This window comes from Microbispora sp. ATCC PTA-5024, assembly GCF_000511135.2.
GTDB lineage: Bacteria > Actinomycetota > Actinomycetes > Streptosporangiales > Streptosporangiaceae > Microbispora > Microbispora corallina.
In genome coordinates this window covers 404,443-420,578 of sequence record NZ_KI866523.1, presented here as the reverse complement: position 1 = coordinate 420,578, position 16,136 = coordinate 404,443, and the positions used below count along the sequence as shown (strand labels likewise).

Annotated in this window: 10 protein-coding genes, 1 tRNA gene and 1 pseudogene; 10 read left to right on the top strand and 2 right to left on the bottom strand. The window is 72.7% G+C overall.

Features of this window, described 5'->3' with window-relative positions; translation table 11 throughout:
- Window positions 1–3: 3 nt before the first annotated feature.
- Window positions 4–1,182, top strand: coding sequence for a histone deacetylase family protein (locus MPTA5024_RS14410; protein WP_084369705.1), 1,179 nt, complete (start codon window positions 4–6; stop codon window positions 1,180–1,182).
- A gap of 389 nt (window positions 1,183–1,571) precedes the next feature.
- On the opposite strand, the gene MPTA5024_RS14405 is transcribed toward MPTA5024_RS14410, so the two are convergent.
- A tRNA-Leu gene (locus MPTA5024_RS14405) sits at window positions 1,572–1,660 on the bottom strand.
- 192 nt (window positions 1,661–1,852) lie between these two features.
- On the opposite strand from MPTA5024_RS14405, the gene MPTA5024_RS14400 reads away from it, so the two are divergent.
- The 3 genes from MPTA5024_RS14400 (at window position 1,853) to MPTA5024_RS43490 (ending at window position 6,138) form a co-directional block, all read left to right on the top strand.
- The gene (locus tag MPTA5024_RS14400) at window positions 1,853–3,151 is read left to right on the top strand and encodes a M20/M25/M40 family metallo-hydrolase (protein WP_036324544.1); all 1,299 of its coding nucleotides are present in this window, start codon (window positions 1,853–1,855) and stop codon (window positions 3,149–3,151) included.
- Window positions 3,152–3,245: 94 nt separating this feature from the next.
- Complete coding sequence (locus MPTA5024_RS14395) at window positions 3,246–3,872, top strand: hypothetical protein (RefSeq protein WP_036324542.1); 627 nt, start codon at window positions 3,246–3,248, stop codon at window positions 3,870–3,872.
- 205 nt (window positions 3,873–4,077) lie between these two features.
- Window positions 4,078–6,138, top strand: a complete 2,061-nt coding sequence (locus tag MPTA5024_RS43490) for a chaplin family protein (RefSeq protein ID WP_036324540.1) — start codon at window positions 4,078–4,080, stop codon at window positions 6,136–6,138.
- Window positions 6,139–6,413: 275 nt separating this feature from the next.
- Here the strand turns inward: MPTA5024_RS43490 and MPTA5024_RS14385 are convergent, their stop codons facing one another.
- Window positions 6,414–6,605, bottom strand: coding sequence for a DUF5703 family protein (locus tag MPTA5024_RS14385; protein WP_442922048.1), 192 nt, complete (start codon window positions 6,603–6,605; stop codon window positions 6,414–6,416).
- Between the two features lie 282 nt (window positions 6,606–6,887).
- Here MPTA5024_RS14385 and topA point away from each other — a divergent pair, with 282 nt between their 5' ends.
- The 6 genes and pseudogenes from topA to MPTA5024_RS14355 form a co-directional block, all read left to right on the top strand.
- The gene (gene topA / locus MPTA5024_RS14380) at window positions 6,888–9,563 is read left to right on the top strand and encodes a type I DNA topoisomerase (RefSeq protein ID WP_036324537.1); all 2,676 of its coding nucleotides are present in this window, start codon (window positions 6,888–6,890) and stop codon (window positions 9,561–9,563) included.
- A 96-nt stretch (window positions 9,564–9,659) separates the two neighbouring features.
- Entirely contained in the window at window positions 9,660–10,997 is a 1,338-nt protein-coding gene (locus MPTA5024_RS14375; protein WP_036324534.1) for a metallophosphoesterase, read from the top strand.
- A gap of 145 nt (window positions 10,998–11,142) precedes the next feature.
- Window positions 11,143–13,200, top strand: a complete 2,058-nt coding sequence (tmk, locus tag MPTA5024_RS14370) for a dTMP kinase (RefSeq protein WP_036324531.1) — start codon at window positions 11,143–11,145, stop codon at window positions 13,198–13,200.
- Window positions 13,201–13,262: 62 nt separating this feature from the next.
- Window positions 13,263–14,447 (top strand): DNA polymerase III subunit delta', encoded by a 1,185-nt coding sequence (locus MPTA5024_RS14365; RefSeq protein ID WP_036324528.1) that lies wholly within the window; start codon window positions 13,263–13,265, stop codon window positions 14,445–14,447.
- A gap of 149 nt (window positions 14,448–14,596) precedes the next feature.
- Window positions 14,597–15,109 carry a SigE family RNA polymerase sigma factor gene (locus MPTA5024_RS14360; protein ID WP_051458420.1) on the top strand — a complete coding sequence of 171 codons (513 nt, stop codon included), beginning with the start codon at window positions 14,597–14,599 and terminating at the stop codon, window positions 15,107–15,109.
- Window positions 15,106–16,136, top strand: a pseudogene (locus MPTA5024_RS14355) (hypothetical protein); the annotation flags it as partial. The gene MPTA5024_RS14360 and the pseudogene MPTA5024_RS14355, both read left to right, overlap by 4 nt.

Below are 16,136 nucleotides of genomic sequence, written 5' to 3'. Positions count from 1 at the left end.
TCTATGACAATCAGTGATATTCCAGTCGTGTGGGATCCCGCCTGTCTACGCCACGATCCGGCGGGCGAGGTCTGGCTCGGCGTGCGGGACGCGGGCACCGAGGTGGCCGGGCGGGCGGTGGTCATCCGGGACGCGCTCGCCGCAGCGGGGGCCCCGATCACGCCCGCCGTCGCGCACGACGACACGGTGCTGCGTGCGGTGCACGGTCCGGAGCTGCTCGATCACCTGGCCGCGATCTGGGCGGAGTGGGAGCGGGCCGGATATCCCGCCGAGCACGGCCGGGACCGGGTGGTCCCCTACCTGTTCCCCACGGACGGCATGCTGGCCGGGCTCCCCCTCCGGGAGCCGCGCGCCCCGCACGGCAGGGCGGGACGCCACTGCTACGACACGATGACGCTGATCGGGCCGGGCAGCTGGGAGGCGATCCGGGCCGCCGTGGACGTCGCGTTGACCGCCGCCGACCTGGTGGCCGGGGGCGCGCGGGTGGCGTACGGGCTGTGCCGGCCGCCCGGGCACCACGCGACGCGCGACGCGTTCGGCGGCTCGTGCTACCTGAACAACGCGGCGGTGGCCGCGCAGGCGCTGCGGGAGGGCGGGGCCGAGCGGGTGGCGATCGTCGACATCGACGCCCACCACGGCAACGGCACCCAGGCGATCTTCTACGACCGGGCCGACGTCCGGTACGGCTCGGTCCACGTCGACCCGGGGGCCGGATGGTTCCCGCACTACGCGGGCTTCGCGGACGAGCGCGGCCGGGGTCCCGGCGAGGGCGCGAATCTCAACCTGCCGCTCGCCCCGGGCAGCGGGGACGACGAGTGGCTGGAGGCGGTGGACGCGCTGTGCCGGCAGGCCCGCGCCGACGCTCTGGTCGTCTCCCTGGGGCTGGACGCGGCCGCCGACGATCCCGAGAGCCCGCTGCGGGTCACTGCTGGCGCCTATCGCACGGCGTGCGCGGCACTGGCCGCGCTCGGACCCACGGTCATGATCCAGGAAGGCGGCTACAACCTGTCCACGCTCGGCGATCTCGTGGTCGCGGCCCTCACCGGCGCCGCGGAAGGGGCCGCCACGGGGTGGATGGGCCCAAGCGTCCGCCGGGCGGCCGGCGCTGCCGAAAGGGGCACACGGATGGAGATGACAGCGGGCCCCGACCGAACGACGCCGGGTTCGTCCGCGCGCACGTGACGAAGCTGCCGGGGGTTAGGCCGGAGACGGTCGAATACCGGATGCCGGTGTGGCGTTGCTCGTGTGGTCACGCGACGACCGCGGCGGCGCCCGAAGGGTCCAGCCCGGTCAGGCGTGTTACGGCCTGAACGTCAAGACCACGATCGCGTTGATCGCCGAGATTGATGAAACAATCGCACGTGAGAGGTGTCCTTCGACTGCGGATCTTGGAAGCTTAGAGAACTCCCATCATCCCAGCTCGCAGGGCACCTCCTCTCATTTCACAGCAATCACATCAGAATCGGCTCGGTGCATCCAGGCTGAGCTGGCGGATAAAAGCGAAACGCCCGGACAATCCTGCCCGAGCGTCAGCTCAATCTTGCATATTCATATGATCCCAAGAATGATCTTGGTGTCCGAGGGGGGACTTGAACCCCCATGCCCATCACTGGGCACTAGCACCTCAAGCTAGCGCGTCTGCCTATTCCGCCACCCGGACGTGGTGCCCTACGCGGGATCGTCATCCCGCGTCGGCTGATACAGGTTAGCACTGTCCCCGCCGTGCTTCATACCGGGATTCCGCCCGCCCACTCCGGCCCGGACGCGAACCCGCGCGCGCCCCGGGGGGCAACCTGTGAGGAAATGGAGCATGCGAATCCGGCTCGCCGGCCGGCCGTACGAAGGAGGCGCAATGATCCCGGTTAACGGGGAGGACGAGGTCGTCGAGCTGTGCCGCGACCTGATCCGGATCGACTCGACGAACGCGGGGGACAACAGCGGCCCCGGAGAGCGGCAGGCGGCCGAGTACGTGGCGGGCAGGCTCGCCGACGTCGGCCTGGAGCCGCGCATCCTCGAGTCCGACAGCGGGCGGGCCAGTGTGATCGCCCGCATCGAGGGGACCGACCGGACACGGGACGGCCTCCTGCTGCACGGGCACCTCGACGTGGTGCCGTTCGACGCGGCCGACTGGCGGCACCACCCGCTCAGCGGCGAGATCGCCGACGGCTGCGTCTGGGGCCGCGGCGCGGTGGACATGAAGGACATGGACGCGATGATCCTCGCGGTCGTGCGGCAGCGGCTGAGCGCGGGCCGGCGGCCGTCGCGTGACGTCGTGCTCGCCTTCACCGCCGACGAGGAGGCGGGCGGCCACTACGGGGCCCAGTGGCTGGTACGGAACCACGCCGAGCTGTTCGAGGGCTGCACCGAGGCGATCGGCGAGGTCGGCGGGTTCAGCGTGACGATGGGCGACAAGGGCCGGGTGTACCTCATCGAGGCCGCCGAGAAGGGCATCGCCTGGATGCGGCTGACCGCGAAGGGCCGGGCCGGCCACGGCTCGATGCTGAACGACGAGAACGCGGTGACCGCGCTCGCGGAGGCCGTCGGCCGCCTGGGCCGGTACCGCTGGCCGGTCCGGCTCACGCCCACCGTCCAGGCGTTCTTCGAGGAGGTCTTCGAGGTCGAGGTGAAGGCCGAGGACGCCGAGGAGGCGGTGGCCGCGCTCGGCCCGCTGGCCCGCATGATCGGCGCCACGCTGCGCAACACCGTCAACCCCACCATGCTCCAGGCGGGGTACAAGGCCAACGTCATCCCCCAGGTCGCCACCGCCCACGTGGACGGCCGGTTCCTCCCCGGCTACGAGGACGAGTTCTTCCAGACGGTCGACGAGCTGCTCGGGCCGGACGTCGCCCGCGAGTTCGTCTACCACGACGTGGCCGTGGAGACCTCGTTCAAGGGCCCGCTGGTCAAGGCGATGGCCGACGCCCTGCAGGAGGAGGACCCGGGGGCCCGGGCCGTGCCGTACACGCTGAGCGGCGGCACCGACCTCAAGGCGTTCAGCACGCTGGGCATCCGCGGATACGGCTTCGCGCCCCTCCGCCTGCCCGAAGACTTGGACTTCTCCGGGATGTTCCATGGCATCGACGAGCGGGTTCCGGTGGATTCGCTCCAGTTTGGCGTACGGGTGCTTGACCGATTCCTCGATTACTGCTGAGAAAAGTGTTGCGATCACGTGGAGTGCCGCTACAGTAACTCTCCGTTGAGGGTTGGATCCGCACCGGGCGGACCCAGCGGACTCGGGAGGTCGCGTGACGCGCACGCCGGAAGAGCAGCGGGGGGCGGTTCCGCCCTCCGCTGATCCGGGCGCGCCCGTCACTCCTCCCGGGTCCGGCGGGATCAGCCGGATGGCGCGGTTCGCGGCCGGCTCCCGTCTGGGGCGCCTACTGGTCATCGGCGGGCTGATCGCCCTCGGGTGGCTGTTCGGCGCGGTCTGCGGCCTCTTCGGCGCGGTGTCCTCCGCGGCCGGGGCGGCTCCCTCACACTCTGTCGCCGGGTCGGCTCTCCCCGACCGATTCCCCGCGGCGGGCTCCGCCGGGTCGCTCGCGTCGAGCGCCGGCTCCGCCGCCAGGGGGAGGTCCGACGGTTTCCCCACGGCGATCGACCCGACCTCGGCGAACGCCGAGGCCATGGCCGGGCGCACGGTCGACGGGCTCACCAGCCAGTCGAAGCCCGTGCTCCCGCCACCGTCCACCGTGGACCACGCCCCGGGCGACCGCGGGCTCGTTCCGCAGACGAACGGTGGATCCCCTCTTTCCGGGGACGTCGCGCGGCCGGTAGTCGAGCCGCGCTTCACGAAGCTGCCCGCCCCACTGGCGGCGGTGGTTCCCCCGGTCGTGCGCACAGCGGCGGACGACCCTTCTTTCTCTCCCGACTGACCTCGCCCTTGGCACCGGTCCCCTGTGCGGCCGACCGGTGCGCGAGCCTGCCCTGCGCCGTGGTGCCCGGGCTGGCGGGCTCTCCCCGCGAGTGACGCGGAGTCTCTCACCCTCGTGACCGTCCACAGCCCCGCTGTGCCTCGGCATGGACCTCTGTCGCGAGCTGTCAGGCAAATCCCCCTAAGAATCACTAGGAGTAACCATTATGCGAACGTGGGCGAAGGGCTCGGCTCCCGCGGCGTTCCTCGCCGCCGGTGTCATGACCCTTGGCAGCGGTACGGCTTTCGCCGACACCACGGGCGACGGCTCGATCGGCGGCGGCAACCAGGTCAACCTGCCGATCACCCTTCCGATCGACATCAGCGGCAACGCCGTCGCCGTGGCCGGCGACGCGCGGGCCGCCTCCCGCGGCGGTGCGGCCGCGGTCCAGGGCGGCAACGGCGGCGCAGGGCAGAACCGCACCTCCGGGTACGGCAGCATCCTCGGCGGCAACCAGATCGTCGCCCCGATCACGGCCCCGATCGACGCCTGCGGCAACGCCGTGGCCGTCCTCGGCCGCTCCCGCGCGGGCTGCAAGGGCGGCGCTGCCGTCCGCGGCTCCGGGCGGCGCGGCGGCGGCGCGGGCCGCAACGTCACCAGCGGCGCCGACAGCGTCCTGGGCGGCAATCAGGTGGTGGCCCCGATCACCGCGCCCGTCAACCTGTGCGGCAACGCGATCGCGATCTTCGGCGACGCCGCCGCCGGGTGCCACGGCGGCGCCTACGTCAAGAGCGCCCGGATGGTCCGCTCCGGCGGCAACCGCACCTCGGGCCGTTCCTCGATCCTGGGCGGCAACCAGGTGGTGGCGCCGATCACGGCTCCGGTCAACGTCTGCGGCAACTCGGTCGCGGTCCTCGGCGACGCCTTCTCCGGCTGCCACGGAGGATCCTCCGTCGGCGGCGGGCACGGCGGGCACGGCGGGCACTGGGGCCACGGCGGCCACTGGAGCCACGGCGGCGGGCACTGGACGCACCCCGGCTCGTCCGGGCACGACACCGACGGCCGCTACTCCGGCGGCGGCGGCACCCAGGTGATCGCGCCGGTCACCCCGCCCGTCCACGTGTGCGGCAACGGCAACGGCGGCTGCGAGGGCGGCTGGAAGGGCGGCCACGGCGGCCACTGGGGTCACGGAGGCCACTGGGGCCACGGCGGTCACTGGGGCGGCGGCTCCGGTCACAACGTGACCGACGGCCGGCACAGCGTGCTCGGCGGCAACCAGGTGGTGGCGCCGATCACCCTCCCGATCGACATCTGCGGCAACGCGGTGGCCGTCGCCGGTAAGGCGTTCGCGGGCTGCAAGGGCGGCGCCACCGTGCACGGCGGCTGGGGCCGCGGCTGGGGCGCGGGCGGCAACGTCACCTCGGGCCGTTCCTCGATCCTGGGTGGCAACCAGGTGGTGGCGCCGATCACCGCTCCGATCAATGTCTGCGGCAACGCGGTGGCCGTCCTCGGCCGGTCCCGCGCGGGCTGCGCGGGCGGCGCGGCGGTCCTCGGCGGCGTCGGCGGAGGCGGCAACGTCACCTCGGGCCGTTCCTCGATCCTGGGTGGCAACCAGGTCGTGGCGCCGATCACGGCCCCGATCAATGTCTGCGGCAACTCGGTCGCGGTCCTGGGCGACGCGGCCGCGGGGTGCCTCGGCGGCGCCCGCGTCGGCGGTCGCGACGGGCACCACAGGTGGTACTGGCGTCAGGAGACCAAGGCCGTCTCGCGCGGCTCGATGATGCCGGCGATGCCCGCCGCGCCGATGCTGTCCGGCCTGAAGGAGGCGAGCGGCGTCCCGCAGCAGATGAGCGCCGCCGCGACGCCGTCGGCCCCGGTGGTCGGCGACCTGCCGAACATGCTGGGCCTGCCCGAGACGCCGAAGGTCCCCGCCCTGCCGGGCGGCTCCTCCCGCACCTCGAACGTCCCGGCCCTGTCCGACGTGACGGGCTCGCTCGACGGGACCACCCGCACCCTGCCCTCCACCCGTACGGTGAACGACGCGACCCGCTCGCTGCCCGTCGGCGGCGCCCTGAAGGACGCCGGGCGCGGCCTGCCGACCGGTGACCTGCGGGACACCGCCGGCATCCTGCCGCTGGACAACCTCGGCCTGATGAGCGCGGAGCAGCCGAACGGGCTGACCGGGATGAACTCCGGTTCGTTCGCCGCCCTGGTCCTCGGCGCCATGTTCGCCGCCTCGGCGAGCCTGTTCGCCGTCACCCGCCGCTTCCGCCTCGGGCGGAAGTAAGGGATATCTCTCGCTCGCGCCAGGCGACGCGGCGGCACCGGGCCGCCTCATGGCGGCGGCGGCGATCCAGCCGCCCGCCACCGGGTGACCCGGCCGCCTGCCAGGCGGGGCGACACTGAACGCTCCCTCCCAGCCAGTGGAGGGTGGCACGGATGCTTTGCCCGCTCCGGGGGCGCGGCCCGGGGCGGGCAAAGCGCTGTCTTCAGACAGGCCCTAAAGAGAAGGTCAGGGGCGCCGTACGGTCCCGGACGAGCACGATCGGCAGGAGGCCCGACTCACATGGTGCGCGAGGCGCGGATGACCTTGCGGCGCAACCGGATGCGCCTGCTGCCGTCGGGATACAACCGCAGTCTCTGGAGCTCCCAATCTCCGTGTTCCGCATGCTCGGTGAGCATCTGGCGGGCCACTTCACGCGAGGTGCCGCGCGGCAGATACAGGTCCAAGTAGGAGTAGTCGAGCACAGCCATTAGTCTCCGGGGCGTGCTAGGGAACCGGATGGGCTCTATTCTGCGTCCTCGTGGATAACAGGTCCAGGCGAGTTACATTCCCGGACATAACCGGGTAGCCCGAGAGGGAAGAACTCGCCGCGGCAGGTACCTTCGAAACGGCCCCTCGGGGCCACCCGATGGACCGGGCGGAGCGGGCGTAGGCGCGCGGCGCCGAGCCGGAAGGACGAGGGACCACAGAGCCTGGGGAGCACGGAACCCGGGACACGGGGAACGACAGCGGACAGCGAGGTAGGAAGCAGCGTGCCAGCCAACAACGGCAACGCCGGCGGAACCCGCCTGGTGATCGTCGAGTCGCCTGCCAAGGCGAAGACGATCGCCGGGTACCTCGGGCGCGGCTACATCGTGGAGTCGAGCATCGGCCACATCCGTGACCTTCCGGAGAAGGCCGAGGACATCCCGGAGAAGTACAAAAGCGAGGCCTGGGCCCGCCTCGGGGTGAACGTCGACCACGAGTTCGAGCCGCTCTACGTCGTCAACCCGGACAAGAAGTCCCAGGTGTCGAAGCTCAAGCAGCTTCTCAAGGAGGCGGACGAGCTCTACCTCGCCACCGACGAGGACCGCGAGGGCGAGGCCATCGCGTGGCACCTGCGCGAGGTGCTCAAGCCGAAGATCCCGGTGCACCGCATGGTGTTCCACGAGATCACCCCGCACGCCATCCGGGACGCGGTCTCCAACCCCCGCGACCTCAACCTGCGCCTGGTGGACGCCCAGGAGACGCGGCGCATCCTCGACCGCCTGTACGGCTACGAGGTGAGCCCGGTCCTGTGGAAGAAGGTCAAGCCCCGGCTGTCGGCCGGTCGCGTCCAGTCGGTCGCGACCCGCCTCGTGGTGGAGCGCGAGCGGGAGCGCCTGGCGTTCACCGCGGCCAACTACTGGGATCTGCAGGCCCTGTTCGACACCGGCCGCGACGCCGACGACCCCCGCACGTTCACCGCCACGCTGACCGGGGTGGACGGCAGGAGGGTGGCCCAGGGCCGCGACTTCGCCTCGACCGGCCGGCTCAAGGGGTCCGACGTCCTCCACCTGGACGAGGCGGCGGCGAGCGCCCTCGCCGCCCGGCTCCACGGGGCGTCGTACGCCGTCAGGTCCGTCGAGCGCAGGCCGTACACGCGCAAGCCTTACGCGCCGTTCCGGACGACGACCCTGCAGCAGGAGGCGAGCCGCAAGCTCGGCTTCTCCGCGAAGTACACGATGCAGGTCGCCCAGCGCCTGTACGAGAACGGCTTCATCACCTACATGCGTACCGACAGCATCACGCTGTCGGAGACCGCCGTCGCCGCCGCCCGCGGCCAGGCGATCAAGCTGTACGGCTCGGCGTACGTGCCGGACAAGCCGCGCGTCTACACCAGCAAGGTGAAGAACGCCCAGGAGGCGCACGAGGCGATCCGGCCGTCGGGCGAGGAGTTCCGCACGCCGGGCGAGACGGGCCTGTCGGGCGACTCGTTCCGCCTGTACGAGCTGATCTGGCAGCGCACGGTCGCCTCGCAGATGAAGGACGCCGTCGGCGAGTCGGTCTCGGTGAAGGTCGAGGGCGCCTCCAGCGCGGGCGAGCGCGCCGAGTTCACGGCCACCGGCCGCACGATCACCTTCTACGGCTTCCTGAAGGCGTACGTCGAGGGCGCCGACGACCCCTCGACCGACCGGGACGACTCCGAGAAGCGCCTGCCGGCCCTGAGCGAGGGCGACCGGCTCACGGCGGCGGAGCTGACCGCGCTCGGCCACTCGACCAAGCCGCCCGCGAGGTACACCGAGGCGTCGCTGGTCAAGGAGCTGGAGGACCGGGAGATCGGCCGCCCGTCCACGTACGCGTCGATCATCGGAACGATCCTCGACCGCGGGTACGTGTTCAAGAAGGGCACGGCCCTGGTGCCGTCGTTCCTCGCGTTCGCCGTGGTCAACCTGCTGGAGCAGCACTTCGGCAACCTGGTCGACTACGACTTCACGGCCGACATGGAGAAGGTCCTCGACGACATCGCCAACGACCGGGCCGAGCGGGTCCCCGAGCTGCGCCGGTTCTACTACGGCGACGACGGCGACGAGGGCCTCAAGGAGATGGTCACCGACCTCGGCGAGATCGACGCCAGGGAGATCAGCTCCTTCCCGATCAAGGGCACCGACATCGTCATCCGGGTCGGCCGCTACGGCCCGTACCTCGACCGCGACGGCGCCCGGGTCAACGTCCCCGAGGACATGGCCCCGGACGAGCTGACCGCGGAGAAGGCCGAGGAGCTGTTCTCGCGCCCGAGCGGCGACCGCGAGCTGGGCGTCGACCCGGCGACCGGGCGCACGATCGTGGCCAAGGACGGCCGGTTCGGCCCGTACGTCACCGAGATCCTGCCCGAGGAGCCGGCGCCGGCCGACGGGAAGCGGCGGACGAAGAAGGCCGACGCGGTCAAGCCGCGCACGAGCTCGCTGTTCAAGACCATGACGCTCGACACGGTCACGCTGGACCAGGCGCTGAAGCTGCTGCAGCTCCCGCGGGTGGTCGGCGCGATCGACGGCGAGGAGGTCACCGCGCAGAACGGCCGCTTCGGGCCGTACATCAAGAAGGGGACCGACTCGCGCTCGCTCGCGTCCGAGGACGACCTGCTCACGGTCACGATCGAGCAGGCCAAGGAGCTGTTCGCGCAGCCGAAGACCCGCGGCCGCGGCCGGGCCGCCGCCGCGCCCCCGCTGCGCGAGCTGGGGGAGGACCCCAACTCGAAGAAGCCGGTGGTGGTCAAGGAGGGCCGCTTCGGGCCGTACGTCACCGACGGCGAGACCAACGCCTCGCTGCGCAAGGGCGACACGGTCGAGGACATCACCCTTGAGCGGGCGGCCGAGTTGCTGGTCGAGCGCCGGGAGCGGGCCCCCGCCCCCAAGCGCACCACGACCCGGGCCAAGGCCCCCGCGAAGAAGCCCGCCGCCAAGTCCTGACCGGCGTCCGGTCCCGGCCGTCTCCGTACGGCCGGGCCGGGACGTCGTGGGATCATCGTCTCCCGGAGATCGACGGCCGGTCGAGGGGAGACGACGGTGGGGTTCCTGTTCCTGATCCTGGCGGCCGTGGTCGTCGTCCACTACTACCTGTGGCGGCGCCTGGTCCGGGCGGCGACGAGGCCGGGATCGCGGACGCGCCGGATCCTCACATGGGCCGTGGTCGTGCTGGCCGCCCTGCTGGTGCTGACCGTCGCGGGCGGACGCCTGTTCGGGATGGAGATCGAACGCGTCGTCGCGTGGCCCGGGTACCTGTGGCTGGCGATCATGTTCTACCTGTTCGTGTTCGGGCTGCTGATGGAGATCCCGCGGGCGGTCGCCGGGCTCGTCCTGCGGCGGCGGGGCCGTACCGGCGCGGCGGAGGAGGCGGACGCGGCGCCCGTCGCGGCGACGGCCGCCGCGTCGGCGTCGGCGTCCCGCATCGGGCCGGCTGGCGGGGGCACCGTGGCTGCGCCGGATGCGCCGCTCCACGAGGGCGACCCGGCCTCCCGGGAGGGGGACAAGGCCGGCGGGCCGCTCGTCGACCGGCGGCTGTTCGTCTCCCGGACCGCCGCCGCGATCGTCGGCGCCGGCGCCCTGGCGACGGTCGGCTACGGCATGCGGACCGCGCTCGGCGACCCGGTCGTCGAGCGGGTGCCGATCCGGCTGCCCCGGCTCGGCCCGGAGCTGGCCGGGCTGCGCGTCGCGGTGGTCAGCGACATCCATCTCGGCCCGCTGTCGGGCAGGGGCCACACCGAGCGGATCGTCCGTATGATCAACGGCCTGCGGCCCGACGTCGTGACGATCGTGGGCGACCTCGTGGACGGGACCGTCGCCGAGCTGGGCGAGCTGGCGACGCCGCTGATGGACCTGCACGCCCCCTTCGGGTCGTTCTTCGTGACCGGCAACCACGAGTACTACACGGCCGGCGGGCCCCAGGAATGGATCGAGGAGCTGCGCTCCTTCGGCGTCCACCCGCTGCGCAACGAGCGTGTGACGATCGGCCGCGGCGGCGCGTCGCTCGAACTCGCCGGGGTGAACGACCTGAACGGCCGGGCGTCCGGCGACGGTCCCGACCTGGACAAGGCCCTCGGCGGGCGGGACCCCTCCCGGCCGGTCGTGCTGCTGGCGCACCAGCCCCTCCAGGTGGAGGAGGCCGCGGCACGCGGGGTCGACCTCCAGTTGTCCGGGCACACCCACGGCGGGCAGATGGCTCCGTTCAACCTGCTCGTGCCGCTGCAGCAGCCGGTGGTGGCCGGGCTGGCCCGCTTCCCCCGCGCCGGGGGCGGCGACACCCAGATCTACGTCACCCGGGGGGCCGGCTTCTGGGGGCCGCCCGTCCGCGTCGGCGCCCCGCCGGAGATCACGCTCATCGAGCTCCACCCGCAGGCCGGGTAGGGGCGGGGAAATGGGTCAGAGCATTGCCCGCGTCCGGACTGCGGGGACACGGCAGACGTAATACCCTCAGGCGACGAGCAGGCGGGGCAAATCCGGCCCGCTCGCCGTTTCCCCAGCCCAGCGAGCACCTGGATACGCTGACATCATGAGCACCCCTGGCCGGGCCGCCACGCGACGCAAGGCGCCGCACGTGCTGGCGAACGCGCCGTTCCGCCGTCTGTGGACGGCGATGTCGGTCTGCAGTCTCGGCGACTGGCTCAACATCATCGCCCTGACGGCCCTCGCGGGGAACCTGACCGCCGGGTCCGGTTTCCAGGCGCAGAGCCTCGCCATCGGCGGCGTCTTCGTCGCGAAGATGCTGCCCGCGATCCTGCTCGGCCCGCTCGCCGGGGCGGTGGCCGACCGGTTCGACCGCAGGACGACGATGGTGGCCGCCGATGTGGCCCGGTTCGCCGTGGTGCTGTCGATCCCGATCGTCGCGACCTACCAGTGGGTGATCGTCGCCACGTTCCTGGTGGAGTGCGTGAACCTGTTCTGGGTGCCGGCCAAGGACGCCACCGTCCCCAACCTCGTGCCGAAGGACCGGCTCGAGGAGGCCAACCAGCTCAACCTCCTCGTCACGTACGGCACGGCCCCGGTCGCCGCGGCGGTGTTCGCGATCGTGTCGGCCGTGGTGACGATGGTGGGAAAGGCGGCCCCCGGGGTCGGGATCACGGCCACCGACGTGGCCCTCACCGTCAACGCCCTGGCGTACCTGGTCTCGGCGGTGCTGATCTTCACGCTGCGCGCCATCCCGAAGAACCACGTCCGGCACGTGTCGGCGCCCTCGGTGCTGCGGCAGATCGTGGACGGCTGGCGCTTCGCCGGCGGCGACCGGGTCGTGCGCGGCCTGATCATCGGCATGATCGGCGCCTTCGCGGCGGGCGGCGCCGTCGTCGGGGTCGCCAAGGCGTACGTCGGGACGCTGAACGGCGGCGACGCGGGCTACGGCGCGGTGTTCTGCGCGGTCTTCCTCGGCATGGCGTTCGGCATGTTCTTCGGCCTGCGGCTGCTCAAGGGGCTGTCGCGGCGCCGGCTCTTCGGCCTGGCGATCATCCTGGCCGGGGTGACGCTGGCCGCGATCGCGCTCATCCCCAACCTGGTCGTCGTGGTCGTGCTCACCGTCATTCTGGGGGCCTGCGCCGGCATCGCCTGGATCATCGGCTACACGACCATCGGCCTCGAGGTGGAGGACGGGCTGCGCGGCCGGACGTTCGCGTTCCTGCAGTCGCTGGCCCGGGTCGTGCTGCTGCTGGTGGTGGCCGTCGCCTCGACGCTGGCCGCGTTCTTCGGCCGCCACGTGCTCGCGGTCGGGCGGATGACCTACCACTTCGACGGCACCAACCTCGTGCTCGTGCTGGCCGCGCTGCTCGCGGTCGCCGTCGGCCTGCTCGCCCTGCGGCACATGGACGACCGGAGGGGCATCCCCATCGGCGTCGACCTGCTCGCCGCGCTGCGCGGCGAGACGTTCGTCCCGGAGGAGGACGAGCAGCCGCGCGGGCTGTTCGTCGCCTTCGAGGGCGGAGAGGGATCGGGCAAGACCACGCAGTCGCGGCTGCTCGCGATCTGGCTGCGCGACCAGGGCTTCGACGTCGTCCAGACCCGTGAGCCCGGCTCGACCAAGGTGGGCATGCGTCTGCGGGCCATCCTGCTCGACGCGAGCCACCAGGGCCTGTCGCCGCGGGCCGAGGCCATGCTGTACGCGGCCGACCGGGCCGAGCACGTCGAGAAGGTCATCAGGCCGGCCCTCTACCGGGGGTCGACGGTGATCTCGGACCGGTACGTGGACTCGTCGCTGGCCTACCAGGGCGCCGGCCGCTCCCTCGACCGGGCGGAGGTCGAGCGGGTCAACGCCTGGGCCACGGGCGGCCTCGTGCCCGACCTGACCGTGCTGATCGACCTGCCGCCGTCCGTCGGGCTGCGCCGGATGGCCTCCCCTGCCGACCGGATCGAGGCCGAGCCGCTGGAGTTCCACGAGCGGGTGCGGCGGGAGTTCCGGGCGCTGGCCGCGGCCGGCCCCGATCGCTACTTCGTGGTGGACGGCACGCTGCCGCAGGAGGAGGTGTCCCGCCTCATCCAGGACCGGGTCCGGGAGATCCTGCCCGACCCGGTGCCCCAGGAGGCCGAGGCGGCGACGGGAACCATGCCCGCCATCCGCGACTGAGGTTGTCCACAGGCTGTGGACGTCCGGCCCGGACGGCGTGATCGCGAGGGTAGGTTGATGGCGTGAGCGTGTTCGGGGATCTGGTGGGCCAGGACAGGGCCGTCGCCGTCCTGCGGGCTGCGGCCACCGCCGCCGCCGAGGCGGTCGCGGGAGGCCGCGGCGCCGGCATGACCCACGCCTGGCTGTTCACCGGGCCGCCCGGCTCGGGCCGGTCGACGGCCGCCCGGGCGTTCGCGGCCGCGCTGCTCTGCCCCGACCAGGGGTGCGGCCACTGCGACGCGTGCCACCAGGTCGAGGTGGGCTCGCATCCTGACGTGACGTGGGTGCGGCCGGAGGGGCTGTCCTACAGCGTCCGGCAGACCCGTGAGCTGGTGCTGAAGGCGGCGGGGGCGCCGACGCTCGGCCGCTGGCGGATCGTCCTGTTCGAGGACGCCGACCGGGTCACGGAGGCGGCGGCCAACGCGTTGCTCAAGGCCATCGAGGAGCCCCCGCCGCGGACGGTGTGGCTGCTGTGCGCCCCCTCGCCCGACGACATGATCATCACCATCCGGTCGCGCTGCCGGGTCGTCACGCTCAGCACCCCCGCCACCGAGTCCGTGGCCCATGTGCTGATGACCCGCGACGACGTGCCGCACGACACGGCGCTGTTCGCGGCCCGCGCCGCGCAGGGGCACATCGGCCGGGCCAGGCGGCTCGCGCTCGACGAGGAGGCGCGGCGCCGCAGAGACGAGGTGCTGTCCATCCCCCGGTCGCTCACGGGCGTGGCCGAGTGCATCACGGCGGCCGAGCGGTTGGTGAAGACCTCGTCCGAGGACGCCGACGCGGCCACCACAGCGCTCAACGAGGTGGAGACGGCCGAGCTGCGCAAGGTCTACGGTGAGGGCTCCTCGGGCAAGGGGCTCAACAAGGGCCTGGTCCGCGGAGGCGCCGGGGCGCTGAAGGAGCTGGAGACGCTGCAGAAGTCGCGGGCCACCCGGATCAAGCGCGACTCGCTCGACCTCGCGCTGCTCGACCTCGTGGCGTTCTACCGCGACGTGCTGGCCGTGCAGTTCGGCGCCCGGGTCGAGTTGGCCAACGAGGACCGCCGCCACGAGGTGGAGGCCGTGGCCCGGGCCTCGTCCCCGGAGGACACCATGCGCCGTACGGACGCCATCATGCGGTGCCGAGAGCGCCTCGCGGCCAACGTCAACCCGCAGATCGCCGTGGAGGCCATGACCCTCGCCCTGCGCAGCCCCGGCCTCGCCTGACCGAACGGGCGCCGCACGGAAGGACGCGGCGGCGGGAAGCGGCGGCGGGAAACGGCGGCGGGCGGGACGAAGCAACCTGACCCGGCGTCGGGCGTCTCTGGTACATGAAGGCCGAAACGCTGGATCTCGACGAACCCCCCGGGGAGCCGATGACCTCCTCGCCCCCACCGGCCGGCGCCGACGCCGCCATCACGGGCCTCTACGCCGAGCACGCCCTCGGCCTGACCCGGCTCGCGCTGATCATGGTGGGTGACCGCGAGAGCGCGGAGGACGTCGTCCACGACGCGTTCCTCGGCCTGCACCGCCGGTTCGGCGACCTGCGCGACCGGGACAAGGCCCTGGTCTACCTCCGCAGTTCGGTGCTCAACAACGCGCGAAGCGTCCTTCGGCGCCGCCGGCTGCCGTCCTGGTTCGCCGGGACGTACGACCCGCCGGTCTGGTCGGCGGAGTCGGCGGCCCTGCTCGGCGCCGAGCGGCGCGAGGTCATGGAGGCCCTCCACCGCCTGCCGCGCCGCCAGCGGGAGGCCCTCGTCCTGCGCTACTACGCGGAGCTGTCCGAAGAGGAGACCGCGCAGGTCATGGGGGTCAGCCGGGGGACCGTGAAGTCGACCACCTCCCGGGCGCTCGACGCGCTCGGCCGCCTCCTGGGAGAACCCCGATGAACGAGATCATCAACCGCCTGCGCGACGCGACGAGGGCCGTGGGCGAGACGGTCGACGAGGTGCCGCCGTTCGAGCCCGAGGCCCGGCCGAGCACCCGGACGAGCCGCGCGAGCCGGCCCTGGCTGGTCCCGATCGCCGCGGCCGCCGCCGTGACCGTCGCGGTCGCGGGCGGCGCGGCCGTCGCCCGCCACGGGGGCGGGGCGATGAACGTCGCCGCCGGCACCACGGCGGGGCCGCCGTCCGCGCCGTCGTACTTCGCCGAGGCGGGCCCCGACGGCGTCACGATCAAGAGCGTCCGCGACGGGAAGGTCACCGGCACGGTCGACCCGCCCGCCGACGGCGAGTCCTACTCCGCCATCCAGGCGGCACAGGACAACCGGCTCTTCTACGTCGCCTCGCGCACCGCCGACTGCCGTCCGCGGATCTTCCAGCTCAGGATCGCCGACGACGGCACGGTCGGCTCGTGGGGGGTGCTGCCGTACGGGCCTCCGGAGGGCAGGCGGATCACCTCGCTGGCCGTCGACGGGGACGGGTCGACGATCGCCTACACCACCGTCCCCTGCCGCGGCACGCCCGGGACGGGCGACCTCGTGGTCACGGACACCGGCACCGGCGACAGCCGTACCTGGACCTCGTCGAGCCGGGGCGCGGCGGACCTGTCGATGAGCGCGGACGGACGATACGTGCTGTTCCGGCCCGTTCCTCTGCCTCCCGTCCTGTCGCCCGAGGCGTCCGCGGTCCCGAGCGGGGCGCCGGTGGCGCCGAAGGTGGAGCCGAGCCTCCCGCCGGAGGAGATCGTGACCCCGCCGGCGACGCCCGGGGTCGCGCGGACTCCCGCCGACCGGGTCACCGCGACCGCGGCGCCGTCCTCCCAGCCCTCGGTGGAGCGCGTTCCTCCGATCACGGTGACGGCGGTGCCGTCCCTCGGCGCGACGCTGGAACCCGTCGCGACGGCCACGGTCACGCTGTCGGCGGTCCCGTCCCCGGCCGCCGCCGGGGCCGGGAGGGCAGCCCCCGCCGCGCCCAC